Source organism: Martelella sp. AMO21009 (assembly GCF_053484295.1).
Genome location: NZ_JBAKFR010000050.1, coordinates 1 through 20,186, shown reverse-complemented (window position 1 = coordinate 20,186; position 20,186 = coordinate 1). Strand labels below are relative to the sequence as shown.

At 56.7% G+C, this 20,186-nt stretch carries 19 protein-coding genes and 1 pseudogene; 7 read left to right on the top strand and 13 right to left on the bottom strand.

Going from position 1 to position 20,186, the window contains the following annotated elements:
- On the top strand, window positions 1-270 hold a 270-nt coding region (locus V6766_RS24855; protein WP_448470930.1), incomplete at its 5' end, for a hypothetical protein.
- A gap of 129 nt (window positions 271-399) precedes the next feature.
- On the opposite strand, the gene V6766_RS24850 is transcribed toward V6766_RS24855, so the two are convergent.
- The 3 genes from V6766_RS24850 to V6766_RS24840 all read right to left on the bottom strand — a co-directional run bounded on the left by V6766_RS24850 (window position 400) and on the right by V6766_RS24840 (window position 2,837).
- Window positions 400-1,125, bottom strand: coding sequence for a hypothetical protein (locus tag V6766_RS24850; RefSeq protein ID WP_448470929.1), 726 nt, complete (start codon window positions 1,123-1,125; stop codon window positions 400-402).
- Between the two features lie 147 nt (window positions 1,126-1,272).
- Window positions 1,273-2,067 carry a metallophosphoesterase gene (locus tag V6766_RS24845; protein ID WP_448470928.1) on the bottom strand — a complete coding sequence of 265 codons (795 nt, stop codon included), beginning with the start codon at window positions 2,065-2,067 and terminating at the stop codon, window positions 1,273-1,275.
- Between the two features lie 239 nt (window positions 2,068-2,306).
- Window positions 2,307-2,837 (bottom strand): RNA 2'-phosphotransferase, encoded by a 531-nt coding sequence (locus tag V6766_RS24840; protein WP_448470927.1) that lies wholly within the window; start codon window positions 2,835-2,837, stop codon window positions 2,307-2,309.
- A gap of 318 nt (window positions 2,838-3,155) precedes the next feature.
- On the opposite strand from V6766_RS24840, the gene V6766_RS24835 reads away from it, so the two are divergent.
- The 3 genes from V6766_RS24835 to V6766_RS24825 all read left to right on the top strand — a co-directional run bounded on the left by V6766_RS24835 (window position 3,156) and on the right by V6766_RS24825 (window position 5,841).
- The gene (locus V6766_RS24835; RefSeq protein ID WP_448470931.1) at window positions 3,156-3,440 is read left to right on the top strand and encodes a helix-turn-helix transcriptional regulator; all 285 of its coding nucleotides are present in this window, start codon (window positions 3,156-3,158) and stop codon (window positions 3,438-3,440) included.
- Window positions 3,430-4,749: a type II toxin-antitoxin system HipA family toxin gene (locus V6766_RS24830; RefSeq protein WP_448470926.1), complete on the top strand. Its 1,320-nt coding sequence runs from the start codon at window positions 3,430-3,432 to the stop codon at window positions 4,747-4,749. Before V6766_RS24835 ends, V6766_RS24830 begins: the two co-directional genes overlap by 11 nt.
- 201 nt (window positions 4,750-4,950) lie before the next feature.
- Complete coding sequence (locus tag V6766_RS24825) at window positions 4,951-5,841, top strand: hypothetical protein (RefSeq protein ID WP_448470925.1); 891 nt, start codon at window positions 4,951-4,953, stop codon at window positions 5,839-5,841.
- A 76-nt stretch (window positions 5,842-5,917) separates the two neighbouring features.
- Here the strand turns inward: V6766_RS24825 and V6766_RS24820 are convergent, their stop codons facing one another.
- The 3 genes from V6766_RS24820 to V6766_RS24810 all read right to left on the bottom strand — a co-directional run bounded on the left by V6766_RS24820 (window position 5,918) and on the right by V6766_RS24810 (window position 10,727).
- On the bottom strand, window positions 5,918-9,463 hold the full coding sequence (locus tag V6766_RS24820) for a tetratricopeptide repeat protein (protein WP_448470924.1): 3,546 nt from the start codon (window positions 9,461-9,463) through the stop codon (window positions 5,918-5,920).
- A gap of 6 nt (window positions 9,464-9,469) precedes the next feature.
- A complete protein-coding gene (locus tag V6766_RS24815; RefSeq protein ID WP_448470923.1) occupies window positions 9,470-9,643 on the bottom strand; it encodes a hypothetical protein in 174 nt (57 codons plus the stop codon).
- Between the two features lie 883 nt (window positions 9,644-10,526).
- On the bottom strand, window positions 10,527-10,727 hold the full coding sequence (locus V6766_RS24810; protein ID WP_448470922.1) for a hypothetical protein: 201 nt from the start codon (window positions 10,725-10,727) through the stop codon (window positions 10,527-10,529).
- Between the two features lie 208 nt (window positions 10,728-10,935).
- Here V6766_RS24810 and V6766_RS24805 point away from each other — a divergent pair, with 208 nt between their 5' ends.
- Complete coding sequence (locus V6766_RS24805) at window positions 10,936-11,550, top strand: metallophosphoesterase family protein (protein WP_448470921.1); 615 nt, start codon at window positions 10,936-10,938, stop codon at window positions 11,548-11,550.
- Between the two features lie 259 nt (window positions 11,551-11,809).
- On the opposite strand, the gene V6766_RS24800 is transcribed toward V6766_RS24805, so the two are convergent.
- Both V6766_RS24800 and V6766_RS24795 read right to left on the bottom strand, forming a co-directional pair.
- Window positions 11,810-12,124, bottom strand: coding sequence for a nucleotidyltransferase domain-containing protein (locus tag V6766_RS24800; protein WP_448470920.1), 315 nt, complete (start codon window positions 12,122-12,124; stop codon window positions 11,810-11,812).
- A gap of 152 nt (window positions 12,125-12,276) precedes the next feature.
- The gene (locus tag V6766_RS24795) at window positions 12,277-14,115 is read right to left on the bottom strand and encodes a TniQ family protein (protein WP_448470919.1); all 1,839 of its coding nucleotides are present in this window, start codon (window positions 14,113-14,115) and stop codon (window positions 12,277-12,279) included.
- Window positions 14,116-14,280: 165 nt separating this feature from the next.
- Between V6766_RS24795 and V6766_RS24790 the strand changes: the two genes are divergently transcribed.
- Window positions 14,281-14,460 (top strand): nucleotidyltransferase family protein, encoded by a 180-nt coding sequence (locus V6766_RS24790; RefSeq protein WP_448470918.1) that lies wholly within the window; start codon window positions 14,281-14,283, stop codon window positions 14,458-14,460.
- A 333-nt stretch (window positions 14,461-14,793) separates the two neighbouring features.
- On the opposite strand, the pseudogene V6766_RS24785 reads toward V6766_RS24790, so the two are convergent.
- From V6766_RS24785 to V6766_RS24770, 4 genes and pseudogenes are all read right to left on the bottom strand, one after another.
- Window positions 14,794-16,238 (bottom strand): annotated as a pseudogene (locus V6766_RS24785) (tripartite tricarboxylate transporter permease).
- A gap of 3 nt (window positions 16,239-16,241) precedes the next feature.
- The gene (locus V6766_RS24780; protein WP_448470917.1) at window positions 16,242-16,685 is read right to left on the bottom strand and encodes a tripartite tricarboxylate transporter TctB family protein; all 444 of its coding nucleotides are present in this window, start codon (window positions 16,683-16,685) and stop codon (window positions 16,242-16,244) included.
- The gene (locus V6766_RS24775) at window positions 16,679-17,644 is read right to left on the bottom strand and encodes a BMP family protein (protein ID WP_448470916.1); all 966 of its coding nucleotides are present in this window, start codon (window positions 17,642-17,644) and stop codon (window positions 16,679-16,681) included. Before V6766_RS24775 ends, V6766_RS24780 begins: the two co-directional genes overlap by 7 nt.
- A complete protein-coding gene (locus tag V6766_RS24770; RefSeq protein ID WP_448470915.1) occupies window positions 17,644-18,609 on the bottom strand; it encodes a Bug family tripartite tricarboxylate transporter substrate binding protein in 966 nt (321 codons plus the stop codon). The genes V6766_RS24775 and V6766_RS24770 overlap by 1 nt, the downstream gene beginning before the upstream one ends.
- 284 nt (window positions 18,610-18,893) lie before the next feature.
- Here V6766_RS24770 and V6766_RS24765 point away from each other — a divergent pair, with 284 nt between their 5' ends.
- Window positions 18,894-19,757 (top strand): MurR/RpiR family transcriptional regulator, encoded by an 864-nt coding sequence (locus tag V6766_RS24765; protein ID WP_448470914.1) that lies wholly within the window; start codon window positions 18,894-18,896, stop codon window positions 19,755-19,757.
- An 82-nt stretch (window positions 19,758-19,839) separates the two neighbouring features.
- On the opposite strand, the gene V6766_RS24760 is transcribed toward V6766_RS24765, so the two are convergent.
- Window positions 19,840-20,186: hypothetical protein (locus tag V6766_RS24760; protein WP_448470913.1), on the bottom strand; the 347-nt coding region annotated here is incomplete at its 5' end.

The window sequence follows — 20,186 nt, the reverse complement described above, 5'->3', positions numbered from 1 at the left end:
TCACACCAAAACGGAATCCCATACGATTCATTCATCGCGCCTGATGCTCTAAGCCGTCTTCTTGGCGCCGCAGGCTGGGCACCTTCAGCGATCACTGTCGAAGACTACGATAATGTGAGCTTCGCTCATTTCGATGGTCTTGCCCTTGATTTTCTATACGAAAAGCTCGAGCGCATGCGTGTGCCTCATCGGGCCGGCGCCGACAGTGCTCGCCTGGCTTCGGGCTGGCTCAAGGCCTTGCAGGTACGCGAGCAACAGAAACCTGGATAATCCCTCGAATCGCGGCGATTGCCAATTTACAGGGTGAAATCACAAGGTCTGCCGAGGGCAGCCATTCTGAACAACAGTATGCAGAAATCGACCGGCTTTTCGTGCAGGGAGGATGCACCTCAATCGTTCTCAGTGCCGTGTCATGGGTTGAACGAGGTCGTCCGTCTCGAGCTTCAGGCCTGAACGCCACAGGGCTGTTTTCGTTACGATGTATTCCAGTTTGTTATCCTGGTCGCGAAGCTCTTGCACGGTGATCAAGCCGCTCCATTCCAGAGGCTTGAGAACACAAGCGCCGAATGCATGAACTTCACGCCAGCGCCGGTCATTGCCGGTCTCTGCCTCGCCATAAAAGCAGCTAAACAGATTGTCTTCGCTCGCTCTGTCTTCGATCTCGACATTCATGACATTGAGCCAGACATCCCAATTGCCGAAGATGCCTTCACCGAGGCGGGAATAGGCCGCGTGGTCGATATTGAGCACGAAAAAGGGTATGAGCCGTTTGAACAGCAGGCCGGGATGTGCCGCGAGATCTTTGCCTTCGGAGGTGACGCGGAACATGCCCTTGTAATGACGACCCAGACGGAGGCGGATCAGCAGGAAGTGCAACATATCGACGGGCGGGAAGTCAGCTTCATTGATGACCGACTGATAGCGGAACATCTCTTCGGCCGATTTGCCTGGCCATTCAAAATTCTCCACCGCCCACCTTACGAAATCGCGCTTGAACGCCTTGGTCGCAGTCAAGCCGATCCCGCCATGTTCCGCGGCATAGTTTAGTATCAGGCAAGCACCGCGTAACAGGGGCGACAGGGCAAGATCAGGATGGTCGTCTGGCAGGGATTGAAACTCGATCATGGGGTTTGCTCTGTGTCGGAGGTCGATGCCAAACTAAATGTTCTGATCGCTGCGGCAAGATCGGCGAACAATCACCTACCCTTTGCCGAATGCACCGAATGATCAGTCGTTCGCTTCAAACCGTCGCTCTTCGCCCTGCCGGCGAGATCAGACATCGATCATGCCCCGCATCAAAAGTTCAGCTTCCTGCCCGGCTTCCACCTCCGACGGATAACCAAGCGAAACATTGCGGACAATCGTGTCGCCTTCTGCAGCTTCACGCTGCCGGTGCGTATGCCCGAATAACCATGCGTATGGACTATGCTTGGCAATCAGCGCCCGAAGGTCCGAGCCATAGATCGGATCGAACTCACTTGGCGTATCTGACAGCAGCTCCGGATGCGGACAGTGATGCGTGACCACCACCGTCTTGCCAGCAAACGGCGTCGCCAACTGGTCCTCCAGCCAGCGCCGATGATCACCGTGAACGAACACCGTGTCTGATGGCTGGATCTTGCCGTAGCGGGGTGGTTTACGAATATAGCGGTAATCATTCATCCGTGTTCTGGCGAACGCCATGGCAGCAGCAGGCGCCCCATGAAGCGCGAAGTCGGTCCAGAGCGTGCAACACAGGAACCGCGCATTGCCAACCGTGATTGCTGCTTTCTGAACAAAGTTGGCGCCAGCCTGTGCCGTCAACTCGGCAAGACGATCGTCGCCATCAATGACGTGGTGGTAATAGTCGTGGTTGCCCGGAAATACGTAAATGCGTGCCGGGTCGACATGGCGCCCGAGCTGCTGAAGCATTCTTGGCCATCTAATCTTCGGCTTGTCGGCCAGATCTCCTGCGACGATCAGTGCATCCAATGTGCCGAGGATCTCACGAGGCAGCGCGGCGAAGGGGGCACGTCCTTCGCCAAGCCATTGGTCGAGATGCAGGTCGGCGGTGATCAACACGGGCATGAGAGGCTTTATCCGAAGGAAGCAACAAGGGGCTCAAGGCGTTCTTACACGACGGCGTCCCACTTACAAGGCGCTGTATTAAAACGATAAAATGCGAAAATAAGAGTGGCGATCTGTTCTTCGCAGTAGCCGTCTCCGAACGCTTTCCGGCACTGAACGTGGGACCAGAAACATCTGAAAGGTACATTGAGGCCGCCCAAGCGCAGGGGCAGCCAAAAAAGACCACCGTTTGCTCGACCCTATTGAAACCCCAGATATTCCGGAGCCACCCATTCCGTCAGCCAGACGCCATTGTCGGCGACCCAAAAGGGACAATGATCTTCGTGCATGCGCTGCGCATCGATGCTCAACACCACAGGCTTGCCATGACGCTGGCCAACCTTCTCGGCAGTCGTGGCGTCCTGAGACAGGTGGACGTATTGGCGGCGGCCCGGCTTGATGCCATCTGCAAAGATGGCGTCCAGGTTGGCGCGGGCGGTTCCATGGAAAAGCACCGGCGGCGGCACTGACAATGAAAGCCCAAGGTCCACCGCGATACTGTGCCCTTGCGCCGCCCTGATCATCTGACCGTTCTCCGAAAGGGTGAAACGCTGTTTGTCGTTGTCTGCGACCAGCTGTTTCAGCTCCTCCACATTCAATGAACGACCAGCCTTCTTCAGGCCACGCAACAGATCGGAAACAAGCACCCACCCGCCGGCGCGCAGTTTTAGTCCCAGAAGCTCTGGTTCGTGCCGGAGCACGCGGGAGATGAATTTGCTGTCGTTGCTCATTGCATGACCTTTAGCGGCTTTCCGGCCAGGTGTTCTCTTGTGGCAGGCATTCTGCTGAATGAATAGATCATCGATATGACGCAATGGCAGGGAATTGGCAAATTCGCTGGATAGATCGCGTCGCTAATGATCATTATATGATCCATGGAGGTGCTAATGGTATATATAAGGTTCGTGAGCTTGCGGTTCGTCCGACTTGAACTATAATGAACCTTAAAATACCCATAGACCGCCAAAGGGCTTTTAAATGATCCGCTCAACGGAGCTATCGTGAAACGAACCCGCAGCTACTCCCGTGCCACAAAACAGGCCTTGTCCTTGTTCGGCAAGCTGATCAGGGTCGCACGCGTTGAGCGCGGCCTGACCGCTGTCGAACTCTCCGAGCGTGCCGGCATTACCCGCAAGACGCTGCGCAGGATCGAGTATGGGGAGCCAGGGCCGGAGATCGGCACGGTCTTCGAAGTCGCCACTCTGGTCGGCATCCGCCTGTTCGATCTGGATGACCAGACGCTCGCCATGCACAACGCCCGCCTCGATGAGAAGCTGGCATTGCTGCCCAAGAGCGTTCGTCATAGCCCACGGGAGATTGACGATGACTTCTAGGCTTTCGCAGCACAAGGAGGCCTATGTCTGGATCTGGCTGCCGGAGCAGACTGAGCCGGTTGTTGCCGGTCGCATCACGCACGATGGCAACCGATACGTCTTCAACTATGGCGCCAGCTATCTGGGTCGCGACTATGCGATCCCGATATATGAGCCCGAGCTTCCGCTGCGTCGTGGCTTGATCGAACCCGAAGCCGGTCTGCCGATGGCAAGCTGCCTTCGGGATGGCTCGCCTGACGCTTGGGGTCGCAGGGTCATTCTCAACCGTCTGGCGGGCGGCAAGCCTGCCGAAAACGACACCGGCGCCATCACCGAACTGACCTATCTGCTGGAATCCGGTTCCGATCGGATCGGCGCGCTCGACTTTCAGCAATCGGCGACGGAACATGTTCCGCGCCTCAAAGCCGAGGCGTCCTATGAGGAACTCATTGAGGCCGCCGGCCGGATCGAGCGGGGTGTTCCACTGACGCCTGCGCTGGATCAAGCGCTCAACCACGGCACGTCGATCGGCGGCGCCCGGCCCAAGGCGCTGATCGACCGCGGTGACCGAAAGCTGATCGCCAAGTTCTCTTCGAGCAACGATCTTTATAGCGTGGTGAAGGCCGAGTTCATCGCGATGCGGCTTGCGGCCGCCTGCGGCCTGAACGTCGCGCCGGTCTCGATGGCCTCTGCGGCGAACAAGGACGTGCTGCTGATCGAGCGCTTCGATCGCGTCAAAGGCGACAATGGCTGGCAGAGAAAGGCCATGGTTTCGGCCCTGACCATGCTCGGCCTCGATGAAATGATGGCGCGCTATGCCTCCTACGAGGACCTCGCCGAAATCATCCGCCATCGCTTCACAAAGCCGAAGGACACGCTGAAAGAACTTTTCGGGCGGCTCTGTTTCAACATCCTGTGCGGCAACACCGACGATCACGCCCGCAATCACGCCGCCTTCTGGGATGGCAAGATGCTGACGCTTACACCTGCCTATGACATCTGCCCGCAGGGCCGAACCGGCAATGAAGCGACACAGGCCATGCTGATCAGCGGAGACAACCGCATGAGCACGCTGAAGAGCTGCATCGATGCGGCTGCCAACTTCCTGCTGAACGAGGTTGAGGCCGTTTCGATCATCGAGGGCCAGATTGCGACCATTGCAAATGAATGGTGGCGCGTTTGTGAAGAGGCGCAATTGAGCGAGACAGACGAGAGACTATTCGCCGGACGTCAGTTTCTAAACGCATATTGCGTCGATGGTCTCGGTGAAAGTCGTGCGGCTCTGGCAGAAACGTTCAGCAACGCACGAAGGCGGATTGTAAGCAGGTGATTCTGATTGGGTGGCGATTAATCATTTCACCGCGTGCCGTCTGAAGCGGGGCCGGAAGGGGGCTGGCGGGCTCTGGGACTTGCTCGGCGAAAGCTGTCGCACCAAGTTTGGTTGCTCACACCGTTGTGCTATCAGTTAACTGAGCGAATTCATTCCGCTTCGGACGCGGCTGATGGAAGCCGGAAAAAAAGTGGGCAAGTGATGCACCTTTCGGCGTACTTCGATGACTCTGCAAGCGATATCGGCCGACATGATCTCGTTTTCGCGGGATTGGTTAATCGCAACGACTCTTGGGAGCAATTCAACGCGGCATGGAGAGCAGCGCTGGCCAAACCTCCGTCGATAGAACACCTAAAGATGGTGGAGGCGAACGGTCTGCGTGGCCAGTTTGCCGGCTGGAGTCGAGACTCCCGCGACAAGAAACTGGAGAATTTGGCAGAGGTTCTAGACCGGTTTCGGCCCCTGTGGACATTTGATATCTCTGTTAGCCGGGCAGAATACGAAAGACATGTGTCTCCTGCGGCGCCTCGCGGCCTTTCTACGCCTTATTTTGCCATTACTTTCGGGGCAGTTTCGGTCGTGGCTCGCTATTTGGCCAGCCAGGGCGTCAAAACGCCGCTCAGGTTCATGTTCGACGAGCAAAAAGGGGTAGACAAGGATGGCGCTCTCTTTTTCGACTATATGCTGGAAAATCTGGATTCTGCCTCGCGCGAGCTGATCCAGTTGCCCATCGGCTATGGCGACGATAGGCTAGCTCTGCCGCTGCAGGTGGCGGACATGTTGGCGTGGCATATCCGCTGGCAACGCGAGGGCAACGAAGACCCAACAATAGTACGCCGGGCTGAATACATTCGCTCCGAGGCTCATATTGAAATGCAATTGCCAGTGGAGATGCTTCTTAGCTGGGGCACTGCTTTCTCTCAGGTGCTACCGATACTGAAAACCCTTAAGTCGAAGGGAGAATGGCAGCGTTTACGGACGGCTACGGAAAAATCGAAGCGCGATGGTTTTAAACCACCTCACGGTGACGACCCAGAGGAAACACTTTCCAACATTCGGGCGGCTTGGGACAAGTTTCGACGCAATACATAGAAGCGGTCGGTTAGTGTATTGGCGCATTAAACTCCGACCATCTGCCTATTTGAGTTAAGACAGATCATCGCAGATACTACGTTAAAAAGTGCCCTTTCTGCCAGCCATTTATGTATTCGGCAATTTGGGGGTCGCGTACTAAGCGCCGAACAGCCTCTAACAACGGCTTGTAGCTCGCGGTTTGGTTCCTCAATAGCTTCCGTAGTATGACGCTTGTGGCTCTCTCACGATTGACAATTTGAGGGCTGCGGGACCAAATTTCTACGATAGCCGAGACCGCCACCTGGACGTGAGATATCATTTCGGCTCCCGCCTGACCAATCAGCGAGCAGAACAAATCCACTTCCGCTTCGCTTAAATCTCCTGAGCTTAGCATGTCGAATGCTGTCACCAATCGTCCGGCGTTGAGACTAAGGGCCTCTTCCCCAACTTCGCTCAGGCGAATGGTACTCCTGACGACGGTCGCCGTGTCGAGTTGACCAACTTCCTCCAGATGAAACAGCAACGACTGCAGCCAAGCAGATTGGACGCCGAAAAGACCCTCAGCCCATTTACGCAGATGAAAGTCATCGGATAGCAGTAGGCGCCCGGAGCCATCGGCTGCGAAAATGTCATCAAAGAACCGGCCCCCGTCCCGATTGCGAAATCTTATAATCTCCTCGGCAGGGTCCGTCCTCGCAATCGTCGGAAGCAAATCGCAATCGTCTTTCAACCACTGCAAGTCGGATCGCAGAAGATCAATCCTGGACCGCACCTCGTCTTCTGTACTTTCTGACATCACAAGACTGCCATTAAGGACAGCGATTGTTGAGGTGCGCTTTGTCCCATCCTCCGCCTCAAAATAGCTTGTCTGCTCTGCCTCCTGCAACCGCTTCGCAAAAATGTCGATCGTAGCCTGTGTAACGCCTATTCTTCCAAATTCTTGCTCAACACACTTTTCGATACCCAGCCTTCTAAGAAAATAACAAGTTACGGGATCGGCAATAATTCCAGATTTTTTAGCCTGTTTAATTGATGCACTTGCCCTTTCTTGATCTGCTTGAATGCAAGAAGATACTTTGGGAGCAACGTTACACTCTCGCTTAAGGCCGAGAAATGCGTCGATCGGATCAATACCCAGATGGAAGCCAAGGATCGGCAACGGGTAAGATCCCTCCTCATATTCCTTTGCTTTCTGCTGTGAATATTCTGCGCGCTGCTGAAGAAGCGCCTTCATTTCCTCAAGGCCGCCTTCTTGATCGGGTGCTATAGATACCGATTTGAAGCCGGATGCATCGGGAAATTGTTCCTCAAAACGCCTCAGAATGTAATGAAACGCGTCCAGAACTTTGTGCTTGATAGTAGTAATGGTCGCATCTTCACCCTGGCCAAAAGGCCATAAAAAGACGTCGCCCTCCTGCTTCCCAGCAGCCGCTATCGCGATTGGATGATCCAACCCAATATTCTCGTCTCTTAATAGAAACAGACGCTTATTCTCCTCAAGAATGTAGGTCTGTCTCGTCCCGTCTGCGCGCATGATTTCAAACGCTGCATTGCTCTCAACGCTGGTTAGGTGCAAATCATCGCTAGTACCTGGAGGTTTCCCCAAGGCAAGCACGCTAGAACTCAGTGCCATCCACGCTCTGTGGTCGTTTCGATTTTCGCAGAAGAGTTGATAAGCGTAGGCTCTGGCGCGCTCGATCTCCCCGCAAAAGACGAGCAAATTTACATATTCTCGTTTCTCATCAACTGTACCAACCATGTCACCGTCTGTAAGGTCGGCCACCACCCGCCGTATGCGAGTGTTGTCGTTCATTCTAAGCAGTGATTGAATGTACCACTCTAGCGCGCTAATGGACTTCGAATTATTCTCAAAAAGCTTCCGCGTGACAGGCACAGTTTTGGCTGCTTCTCCATGGAGAGAGCTGGCATTCGCGATAAATTTCCACCCAAAAACCGAGTTCTTAACTTCAGCCGATAGTTGATCAACAATCTCTTTTGCAGTGGTGCCTAGCCCGCCTCGAACACAAGCATCGCAAAGAGTTTGCAGCGCTGGGCTTTCCTTGTTGAAACTTACCCTGCCTCGTAATAATTGGGCACATTCGCGATAATATCCACGAGCTAATAGCTCATCAGCAGCCTGAATAATGCTTAGAAAATCCCATTCGTCAGCCTCAATTAGTGATCCAAGAAGTTTTCGGTCGCTCTCGGTCTTATCTTTATCTGTTATCGGAAGCCGTTCTATCTCGTCACTTTCGTCAACCAATTCGAACGCGCGACTATATGCTGAACGAACTAAGACGAGTTCGAGCGAGGCCGCGTCAATCGCAGTCAACTCTTCTATTGCTTCATCGGCCGCCATCCGGTCTGAGGAATTTACTGCGATACGCGCCTTGGTCAGAAGTGCAGTCGAGCGGAGTGCATCAGGCAGTTCTTTCTTGAGGGTCTCATTGATGCGATTTAGGGCCTCTTTACCTCTGCCCATTTTCGCTTCGATCTCTGAAGCCATCACCTGTAATTCTGGAGCAGCCTCGATTGTCTCAATGAGCTCGAATGCCTCGTGATCCCTGTCTTCCTGTAGAAATAAAACGGCGCGAATTTGGGCTAATTCAGCCAGCAAAGACGGATGTCCGTCGATAACTCTGTCCAACAGCTTTGCCGCTTCCGAAACACTACCGGACAAACGGAGGGCGACAGCCGTGTTATTCGCTTGCGAAGGTAGTAGAAGTTTATTTGGAGGTCGACGCTTTAGCGACGCCTCCAGATCGGAACGAAGGATATTAGCGCACTTCGAAAGTTGCTCTTCAAATGCATCGGAAACCTTCGCCCCAAGGATAAATGCTTGGTTTTGCTGAGCATTATCAAGAACATCTTGTGCCCACATCAGGGCGACACTGCTGTTGGCAGGGTAGGCTTTATAGGCTTCCTCTAGTGATCTGGAATAGTCGTCACTGCGAGCTGTGCGAATGTACTCAAGGTTCGCCGCCACGATGTCATCGTTGTCGGGTTCCTGAAGTAGATAATCTTCAATACTAAATTCTTCTTCAGCTCTCGCTGCTGCGTACAGTGCGACAACAACCGCCAAGCTCTGATGGTCGCCTTGGTCCTTGATGAGACTTTTAGCTCGTTCAAAAGCCTCTTTATTCTGCCCATCATTTAGCTCTGCGAGCGCCAATCCGGCTTGAGCCTTTTTATCTTCAGGGGCATACGAATATGCTTTCCTCAGGGACGTGCTTGCCGCCGCCAGCTCGCCGATATTCTCTTGAATTATGCCGATGTTGAAGTGCAGACGAAATGCGACAAACCCCGAGCTGTACTTTTCATCGGACTGCAAATTTCCAAGCAACTTTAGCGCTGTTTCGCTATCTCCGTCAGTGGCAATCTGGCGATATTCTAAAATTCTCTTTATTTCATATTGTTCAGAATTTTCTTCTACACTGATCGCGCCACGAATATTTGTTTTGAGGTTGTGCCCAGACACCGTCTGGGTAAGCCATTCGCGGTTAGTATTGTCGCCCGCATTCAGAGAGACATGAATGTGTTGCTCAACTGTATTGTTGTCGCCGCTTATATTTGCCGATTGCACGTTTGAACGAGAATTGGGCAAGATGGCAGATATTAGCGAAGGCAGGCCAAACTTCATATCGGATTATTTATCCGTTCCAACGTTTGAGGACTGATTTACAGTATTACCACGACCTGAAATTTTCGCATTTTGCCGTGTCTCAATTCTATTCAGAATAGTCCTTCCTGCCCAGAACAGGGCTGCAAGCGTGATTACAGCCCCTATGATGGTCGCTACCCACGACGCTTCTTCAAGCATGATTACCCCCTCCTTTGATTGTGGATCGTGCATACGCACGGGGCACGTATGTCGGAGTTGCTGGCGAATAACACAATAGACAACCGCCACTTTATACTCCTACTCCGGGTGCATAGAGCCATGTTGCAACACCTTATCAGCAGCCGCAAGGCGCCGAGAAATGGCGAATTTTTACGACAGGGTATTCAAGCTTCTTTGTGCAGCTACTTCCCCTGCGGATGCTGCTGCCATGGTGTGTTGGAACTCATTCCTTCTAGCGCGTCCAATCTGGTCGCATCAGCCCTTCTTAAGGGGCTTGCTCGATTTGCTAGGTTTGAGGGACGGTGTATTCCCTGGTGTGTTTTTGTTATCACGTCGGCGCTGATCCGGTTTCCCGGTTGATTTTGCTATCGGCTTTGGTCCTGGCTTAAGTCCCATGGATGCTCTCCTTTTTTGATTCAAAAATTAAGACTGCGCGTACCTTCAGACTGAGTCTCAGGAAATAGCAATACGATGTAACAGTCCACATTAGCGATGGCTGAATTCAAGAACAAATGTTTATACATGCCGTAGCCTACCCACGAATAATAACAGGCTGAGCCGGAGGCACTTTGCCTCACTGTCCCTATGAACGGCGGTGCGGGCGATAGGGCTATCGCGTTTGGACGAGGATTCTGAGCGCCTGCCGTCAGCCTGGCTTGATGTCAATCTCGGCCGGTCTCGTTGACTGAGGTGCTACCGGCTGTTTCAAGCGCAAAGTCCGCTCTCTGCGCTGTCCTTCACTACCAGGGCGGCACACCGATCAGCAGCTCTCTGCGCATTACTGCCGTTTGTCCAGGATGCAGCGAACGGCAGCTCTCCGCCCTTCTTGGTCTTTCGCTGAGGGGCGGCTGAACGACGGCTTTCAAGACGGTTCGGGAACCGCCTGAACGACCGACTTGGGGGCGCTTTCCTGACTGTCCGCTGCTCCATAGAAGCTCAGCGGCCGCGCGTTATAGACAAAAAAGCGGAATTGTCTATAACTCGAATGGCTATTGTTGCAGTTCGGCAATGCGACATGATGCATATGGTTCTCCGACAGGCCGAGACCGCTGAAAGCCGTCATCCAACTCGCCTACGGACTGGACTAAAGACCAGGGCTGCCCAGTTCTTCCGCAGGGATTTCGCCGGCCGAAATAGCGGGGTGCCGGGCTAAGCCTACACCCGTTTTCTCGATCACATCGAATGCATCGTAGGCCTGCACTGGTTGCGAAAGCACCAAACATTCTTCATTGTCCCACCGTCGAGATTCGAAGGTGGATACAGGTGGGCTCGTGCGTTTTATCGGTGACATCCATGCAGACGGCGCCGCCTATGCATCCGCGGTCGCCGGAGTTGACGAGAGCATTCAGGTCGGTGATCTCGAAATTGGGATTGCTCGGGAGGAAGACGTAAAGAAATGGCCTTGTCAGCCTGGAAGCGGTCATAGCTTCATCCGTGGCAACCATGATAGCCCGTCCGTATGCCGAAACCATCCGCAATTCATTGAAAGCGGCGCCGAAGGCGACATGTTTTTCGTGAACGGGGCCTGGTCGATCGATCAGGCCGATCGCGAGGAGAACAAGGACTGGTGGCCGGACGAAGAGCATAGTCAGAGAGATCTGGACCTGCTCTTCGAAGCCTGGACCAACAGGCGGCCACGCGTGATGGTTTCGCATGATTGTCCCTGGCGTGTCAGTCAGGAACTCTTCCAGATCATTGATTCCTCGCCCGGTCCGTCCCGCACGGCTCGCGCACTTCAGGCGATGTTTGACCGTCATCAACCCGAGTTCTGGGTTTTCGGCCATTGGCACAAAAGGCGCGATCAAAAAATCGGGGCGACACGCTTCGTGTGCCTGGAGCGTGGCGGCTGGATTGATATCGACCTGACTGCCAAAACCGCGCCATGATGGGTTTACGCGTCACCATCGCTCCCAGGCTGATGTGCGCTCACCACACGACGAGGGCGACCAACAACCCGGCCTGTGTATACTGCCACCGGAAACTTATGCGTTTGCCGAAGAGCGCCGCCTTTTCTACGTCGCATTGACCGCAGAGCTTGGAATCGCAGGTGGATGAACGTCAGTGGCCGGTCACGGCGCGCGAACAGATACGTTCCGGACCTATCGTCGGCGTCCTGGTCTCACGGGGAAGCGAGAGAGAAAGAAGTCAGTTCCCCAGGAGGGCCTCGCGTGCCTGCGGCGTCAGATCCGCAGCGAAGTACATATCGAACTCGATATCCCAAGTCGCCTGTGCGGCGCTGACTGCCCGGCGAACACGCTGACGGGTGTCAGTACCGAGATCCCCCATGATCATCAGATCAATATCCGAATGCTCGAGGAAGTTTCCTTCCACATATGAGCCGAACAGCCGATACTCCACTCCGAGATCATCGAGCTTTGCGCGCAGTTCTGCCCAGGCCTCGTTTGCAGAGGCCAGATGGGCCTCGCGGCGTTGGAGCTGGATAAGTTCAAAGCGCTTCATGTAGCTCTCAGTTGGCGCATCTGTACAATGCTACCGGTCCTTTTGAAAATCATCGAGCCTTTCGGCAGAATCTTCACGAACGCCGCAGCATGTCGTCAAGACCTTTATCTTTATAGCTCATCGAATGAGCCTGGACAGAAAACGGCTTCCGATCACAAAATCTGCATAGCTGCGGTTCTCAGCCACAAACTGCCGAAATCCCCGCCATCCGGTGCAAAGCGCTCGATCTTCTCCTTCTTGAGCAGCATTCGTAGCGCATTGCTCGACCGCCCGGTTTCCTGCCTGAGAGTTGCAATCGTCACGAAACGGCGATGGAATGCAGTGATATCCTCTTTCGTCATTCGCCATTGGTCTTGCCGTGTTACCGGATGCCGAGAGCGTGTTGCCGGCGTGTGGCCAGCTTCGATCAGGGCTATAAACTCTCCATTATACCGGAGACCGACGGCGCGCCCGAATTCGGAGGCCGACATTTCACCGACTGGCTGATCGACCTGTGCCCGACCGAGCAGATCAATCTCGGCCTTCTGAAGAACGACGTTGCGAAACCATGGCTTGCCCTCTCTCAACCCGACACGAAAATGTCCGGCGCCGATCAGCTTGATCAGACCACGCAATGACGTTCCGCAGCGCATGCGCGCATGCAGCAGGTCCACCCAGGCAGGATCATCTGCCGCGACGGGCGTCGCCCCGCGCGTGATCTCCTCCATCAGCTTCACGCCATCTTCGCGGCGCCAGCGTTTCCGGATTTCAGGGGAAGAAGCGAGTGGGATGAGAATATTCTCCGCCACCAAGGCTTCCAGCTCTGTGCGGGTCGCCCCCAAGACCTCACGCATGGTCCTCAAAGAGACAACATCCGAGATCCGCGCCAGAACCGGGTTGGCGACTTCCGCCAAGAATGTGGTTCGGCGGTCCGGCAAAGCCCCATTCGCTTCGATCACGGCGGCATCAATGAGCAATTTCCGCATGAGCTCAGGCTCCGTGCCGGCCTCACGGGCGGCCGTGGTCACGGAATGCAGCTTCCTAGTGGCAACATGTTCGCCCAGCAGATCAGTGCCGGGATCGATAGGCCATGTGTCCAGAATGATTTCCCGAAAAATACGCCGAATTCGGTCGAGGCCGGGGTCATTCACGTGCTCATACGTCAACACGGAATAGATCTTTCCGAAAGCGCCGGATGGCTCTTCATAGCCATCCTCCCCGGCCGCCGCCAATTCTCGTATTGCGCTGCGGATCTCCGGCTCGCCGCGGCTCAAGACCTCAAAGCCAGCCGCTCGCGCAGCCCTGTTCGTGTCGGCATCATCAGCCATCGCCGTTTGATTGAGCCTGAGCAGCTCGAAGCCAAAATTGTAGCACATGATGACGCTGGCCGAGAGCGGTTGATCTGCGAACCAGGTCGTGTCCTTCCCGCTTTCCAACCTCTGATCTAGCCAAAGATCATAATCGGAGACTTCGATAAGCGGGCGTTCAAACGCTCCGCCCTTGATGTCTTCAATAATCCCCTCGAGCTGCAGGCCTATATCATTCCGTCTGGAAAAATGCGGTTCTGTCCATAGCGGCACAAGTGGGTGGCAGTGCTTCACGCACACGCATGTATCCCTCAAGAGCCAGTGCCCGCGCATCACCATGCTCTGCAGTGGCGGCTTGCTGCTGTTTTTCATATCTTCCCGCAGACAGATCGGGCAGCCCCGCATCGTCGGGTTGCGAACGGCACGCGAGACGAATGCCTCACCACGCAAGACCGACCTGACATCGCCGACTGGCTTGCCAGTCCACGATACCAGCTCCTCCATTTGCTCCGGCGTTAGTCCTCCGAACACCGCCACTGCAGCCAACGACTCGTCTTCAAAGTTCAGCACGCGCCGAAAAGCCACCCTCATATCGTAACAAAGATCGGCCGTGCTGACGCCCTTGGTCGCGGCAAGCCGTGACAGATAGGAGGGCAGTGTCTCACGCGGGACCAGTGACGGTGCGAGTGGCGGAAAAGTCGACATGGGCGCTTCGTTTGATTCTGAATTAATTGCCGCAAATTGCCGCCGACGGCAGTTCGAGTCCAGACAAGGCTTGAAACATTTGACGAGTTCGCCAGGAGAGACCAGCGTTGAAAGCTCTGTGAACGCCATCCGAAATGAATTATATAGAGAGCGAAGGACAAGGAAATGCCGGGAAAAAGGCCATCACAAGCTCTGCTGCAGGATCGGGAGGTCATCCGACGCCTTGCCGAACGCTACCGCACGGCCAATCCTCGCATTTATGGCTCGGCGCTGACCGGGCGCGATCGCGAGGACAGCGACCTCGACGTTCTGGTCGAGCCTTTGCCGGGAAACCACCCTGTTTGATCTCGGCGGATTGCAGGAAGCTCTCGAAGAAGCCCTTGGGGTCAGGGTTGCTGTGAAAACCCCACGCGACCTCCCTGCTCATATCAGGAACGATGTGCTGCGTCAGGCTGTAGCCGTATGAGCGCAGTAAACAGACTTCCCGACTACCTCGATCAGATGATCCAAGGGGGACCGTTCAAGTGGCTTTTCGCCAGGTTGATGACGTGTTGGCGTTCCGTTTCCAAGAGGGTCACTTTGTTGAAACTGCGCCTTTATAGGGCGCAGAAAACGGCCACCTGCCCTTCCGTGCAGCGCTTGACGTCGTGGCGCTAAAAACAGGAGGCTCACCAGCGATCAGCCGATAGACTTCATCAGCCGCTTCAGCCCCGGCAAAGCCGTCAGCACCAGAAGCAGAACCGAGATTGCGATCATGACGGCTGAGCCGGGGCGCTCCAGGAAGGTCATCGGATCGCCGCGCGACAGCAACATGGCGCGGCGCAGATATTCCTCCATCATCGGCCCGAGAATAAAACCGATCAGCAGCGGTGCGGGCTCATAGCGATAAAGTCTCAGCAGATAGCCCAGCACGCCGAAGCCGAGCATGGCCCAGACATCGAAGAGCGAATGATCGAGGCTGTAGACGCCGATGGAGATCAGCACGACGATGGTCGGATAGAGGAAATAATGCGGAATTCGCAGGAGCCTCACCCAGATGCCGATCAGCGGAATATTGAGCACCAGCAGGAAAAGATTGCCGAACAGGAAGGAGACGATCAGGCCCCAGAACAGCGCCGGGTGATCGGAGATCAGGCGTGGCCCGGGGGTGACGCCGTGGATCATCAGGGCGCCGATCATCAGCGCCATGGTGGTGGAGCCCGGTATGCCGAGCGTCAGCGTCGGGATGAAGGCGGTCTGAGCTGCGGCGTTATTGGCCGATTCCGGTACCACCACCCCCTCGATCGCGCCCTTGCCGAAATTGGCGCGATTAGGCGAGACGCGCTTTTCCACAGCATAGCCGATCGAGGACGCGACCGTCTGGCCCGTGCCTGGCAATGTTCCGAAAAAGCTGCCGATCAGGCTGCCGCGAAGCGCCGGGCCGAGGCAACGCAGCCATTCGCCGCGCATCGGCAGGAAACGCTGCCAAGAGACCTTTTCCGTAGCATAGGAGGCGGATGCCCCGCGTGCGGAAAACATCGCCTCCGACACGCCGAAGAGACCCATGGCAACGACCACGAGATTGATACCGTCGCGCAGGTCCTGAACGCCGCTGGTAAAGCGGGTGGCGCCACTGTTGACGTCTACCCCAATCGTGCCGAGCAGAACGCCCAGCGTCACCATCATCACGCCGCGCAGCGTGCCGGAACTTGAGACGACGGATGCCGCGACAAGGCGAAATCCGCCAGCAGCGGCGCAAGCGCGGCAATCACCAGAATACCGAACACGCCGCCGAAGAAGGAGGCAAGCGCGGTTACCAGCAGGGCAACGCCGGCGCGGCCCTCGCGTGCCATCGGATAGCCGTCGAGACAGGTGATCGAGGACGACGGCGTGCCCGGAATATTGAGCAGGATCGAGGCGATCGAGCCGCCATATTCCGCGCCGTAATAGACGCCGGCCAGCATCACCAGCGCGGTCTCCGGCGGCAGGTAGAAGGAGACCGGCAGGAGCATGGCCACGGCGGCTAGCGGGCCAAGACCGGGCAGAACGCCGATGAATGTGCCAAGAAACGTTCCGAGAAAACAGTAAAGAAGGTTGGAAACCGTGGTGGCGGTGGCAAAGCCGAGCGCAAGATTGTCAAGCATGGATCAAAATCCCCGGAACGCTTCAAGCGGCAATCTGAGGCCGAAAATAAAGACGAGCCAGACGCCGAAAACAGCGCCGAGGACGAGACCGGCGCGTCGCAGCGGGGAGAGCGCGTCGACAGCGAAGCTTGCAATGAGGACGCACACGCCAGCGCCCGGCAGAACGCCGAAACGCGGTGTCACCAGCGCAAAGCTTCCCACCGCAAGCGCGATCGGAACGACCGAACGCCAGTCCACCTTCAGATGTTCGGCGCGGGCCTTAATGTCACCAACAAGGGCGACGACCGACAACATGACGAGAATGCCGCCGGCTATCAGCGGAAAGGCGCCGGGACCCATGCGCCGCGGCGTACCGAGATCGAGCACGGTCAGCGAACCGAAGATAAAGACGAGGGCGATTGCGCCGATCAGAAGCGTGCCCGCCTGTGCCGAGAGCTTCTTCAGCATTGCCCGGTCTCCGTCTCAAGTTCGAACTCCACGCCGTCATAAGTCTCGCGGACGATGATGCTGCCGTCACGGATGGCCCCGGCTGCGGCCGCGACCCGTTCGGCAACGACCTGCGGAACACCCGCGCCGAGCGTAAGCGAAGCGTAGTCGCCTGCTGAAAGATCCAGCAAGACCGGTTCCTGCGGCAATCTACCCGCCGCGACATCGGCGATGGCGCGTTCGACGCCAAGATCGATACGCGCCAGTGCCGAAGCGACAAAGACATCCGGCGCCAGCGCCGTCCAGTCGCGCGCGTTGCCGATCTGCAATGTGCCGGCGGCCCTGCAGGCATCGATTGCGCCCTGTCTGGCGCCGTTCAGCATGGTGAAGATGATATCGGCGCCGGCGGCGATCTCGGCATCGGCCCATTTGCGGGTAATCGCATTGTCATCCTGCGAGCCGCAAAAGGATGTCAGAACGCGGACGGCGGGATTGGTCTCCATGACGCCCTGCACGAAGGCGGCGCGGCCCTTGAGGCCCGGCCGAACGCGGTGGCCGGAAAGATGGCCGACCGTGCCGGTCTTCGTCATCAGCGCCGCCAGGCATCCGGCAAGATAAGCCGAATGCTCCTGCGCGACATCATAACTTGCCAGATTTTCCGCATGGGCGTGACCCTGGACGATGGCAAAGGGCTTTTCCGGCCAGTCGAGCGCGAGCACAGGCATGACCCGATCTCCCTGCCCGCCGATGAAAACCAGCCCGTCGAAGTCCGGCATTATTCTGCTGAGGCTTTCGAGGATTTCGGCCGTGTCGTAGGCAAGCCCGTCGACAATGCTGACCCTTGCCTTGCCCGCACGCGCCGCCTGGCGCGCACCGGCAAGACCACTGGCATTGAAGCCCGCATCCTCCGCCTCGCCGATGACGACGACGGCGATCTGCGGCAGACCGGATTTCTCCGCGGCAAGCGGGCTGACACGCATCACCGGTTCGCCTGTTTGACGAGCGGGGCCCATTCGGCAACGCCTTCCGCGACGTAGCCGGTGAAGTCTTCGCTTGTCATCTTGCCGCCGACAATGCCCCATGTGTCGAACTGGGCGACGACTTCATCGGAGGCGAGCGCCGTGTCGAGCGCATCCTGAAGCGTGGCGACGATCTCAGGGTCGACGCCGGCCGGACCGGAAATACCGAGCCAGTTCTCCGCGACGATATCATAGCCGAGTTCGGTGAAGGTCGGGGTATCGGGCAGGGTTTCGAGCCGTTCGGGCGAGGAGACGGCGAGCGGGAGCGCTGTCCCCTCCTCAACGGCCGGCAGGTTCTGCGGCACGGCATCGAAGATCACCGGAATGACGTTCGCGCGGAAATCGAGCCGCATCGGGCCGGAGCCCTTGTAGGGGATGTGCGAGAGTTCGACGCCCGCCTCGTTCTCGAAGGCAACGGCCACGACATGGCCCCACGAGCCGACGCCGGAGGAGCCGTAGTCCAGCATGCCGGGCTCGGCCTTGGCCTTTTCGACAAAGGCGGCCATATCCGGCGTCTCGAGCTCGGGCGAGACGAACATGCCGAGGTGGACGGCGCCGATATAGCCGATATGCGTAAAGTCCGCGACCGGATCATATGGCGTATCCGGGAAGCTCGTCGGGGCGACGTTGAACGGCGTCAGGTTGGACAGCATCAGCGTGTAGCCGTCATTATCGGCATTCTTCAGCTCGGTTGCGGCGACCGTGCCGGCAGCGCCCGGCTTGTTCTCGACAACGAACTGCTGGCCGAGCTCGGCCCCGAGCTTTTCGGCGAGAAGGCGGGCGACGAGGTCGCTCGAACCGCCCGGCGGGAAGGACACCAGGATACGAACGGGCCGTTCGGGATATTCCGCGGCAAGTGCCGCGGGCGCGAGCGCGGCTAGGGCTGCTGCGGCAAGGATCAGGGATTTCAGCGGTCGGACCGGCATGTCGGGACTCCAGTTTCAGCTATCTTGGGTCGGGTCGAGCTCTCTGAGGAAATTCAAGTTCCAGAAAAAGAAACTACAGTTTCAAAATTCACGCAAGCAAAAAATAGGCACTTATATATATTGTTTATTATTTAGGCATTATGGGTTTTCCATAGGCATTCCATGCACAAGAAAGCCCGCAGATACGGCACTTTCTCGAATGCCTTCACAAAAACCTGGCTTGAAACCAGGATTCCGAAAATGGGCAACTTGCATTTTCCGCCGCACAATCCTTAATGAGAATCATGAAATCAGAGTTTCAAAACCCTGCCGACGACGCCCCGTTCCTGACCCGCGTGCAACGGGTGTTGCCGCAGTTGAGCCCCGCCGAGCGTCGACTGGGTGAGTTCTTGCTGGATTTTCCAGGCGAACTCGGCAGCTATGACGCACAGGAGTTGGCACGGCTTTGCGGTGTCTCGAAAGCGACCGTTTCGCGCTTTACTCGCAAGCTCGGCTTTGCCAGCTACGACCAGGCGAAAAAGGCAGTGCGCGATGAGCGCCAGACCGGCTCGCGCGTGTTCTTCGCCCATGCCGAGCCGGAGGCAAACGCTGCAGCGCTCGCCCTCGACATGCGCGAGGACAAGGACAATCTCGACTGGACCTTCGCCAATCTCGACGCGAACGAACTGGAAGCGCTCGCCGCCGCCGTGATCGACACCCGAAAGGTCTGGATCACCGGCCAGCGCATCAGCCAGTCCTTTGCCCATTACCTCTATTGGCAACTGACCAAGATCGTCGGTGAAGTCGTGGTTTTCCCGCAAGGCGGCGAAACACTGGGCGAACATGTGGCCCGGATCGAGGAAGGCGACCTGGTGATCGCAATAACGCTGCGCCGCCGCGTTGCCGGCACGCGTCAATTGCTGGATACGATCGCGGAAAGCGGCGCCCGCCTTGCCTTGATCTCGGATGAGACCATGGCCCGCCATCCCGCGACCCACTGGCATTTTCCCTGCCGGATCCACTCGGACGGGCCGCAATTCAACCACGCGGCCGTGCTGGCGCTCTGCCACCAGATCGTGGTGCGCGCGACGCTGAAGGCCGGACGCACGGGCCGCGATCGACTACGAAGAGTCGATGCGGTCAACGAAAAGCTGATGCAGTACGAGTAAGGTAGCGGCCGCACCAGCGCAGCGAAGACGTTACCCGAATACCTCGATCAGATGATCCAGGGCGCCACTGATGCTATCACCTTCACGAAGCCATAAAGGAGGTGAACTGCGCGGCGGACCTCAAGACGCGGCGCGCTGGCGTCATGACCCAATGATCGCTGGACGCGCGCAAGCCGAATTCTCGCGAACTACCCGGATTTGCGCAGTCGCAGGTCAATGTTCCCTGGCGTAGCATTCGCGGCATGCGCAACAGGATCGCGCACGGCGACTTCGACACTGCCTCCATGTCGTCTAGCAAACTGTTGCCGAGTTGCCCGAGCCGATCGAACGTCTCATTGAGATCTATCGCTGAAATCGAAATCAGGACTGCTTGAAGAGGTGGCTCGGTTTGTCTGAACAGTTTCGGGCGTTTCGCTAAGTGGATTTCCG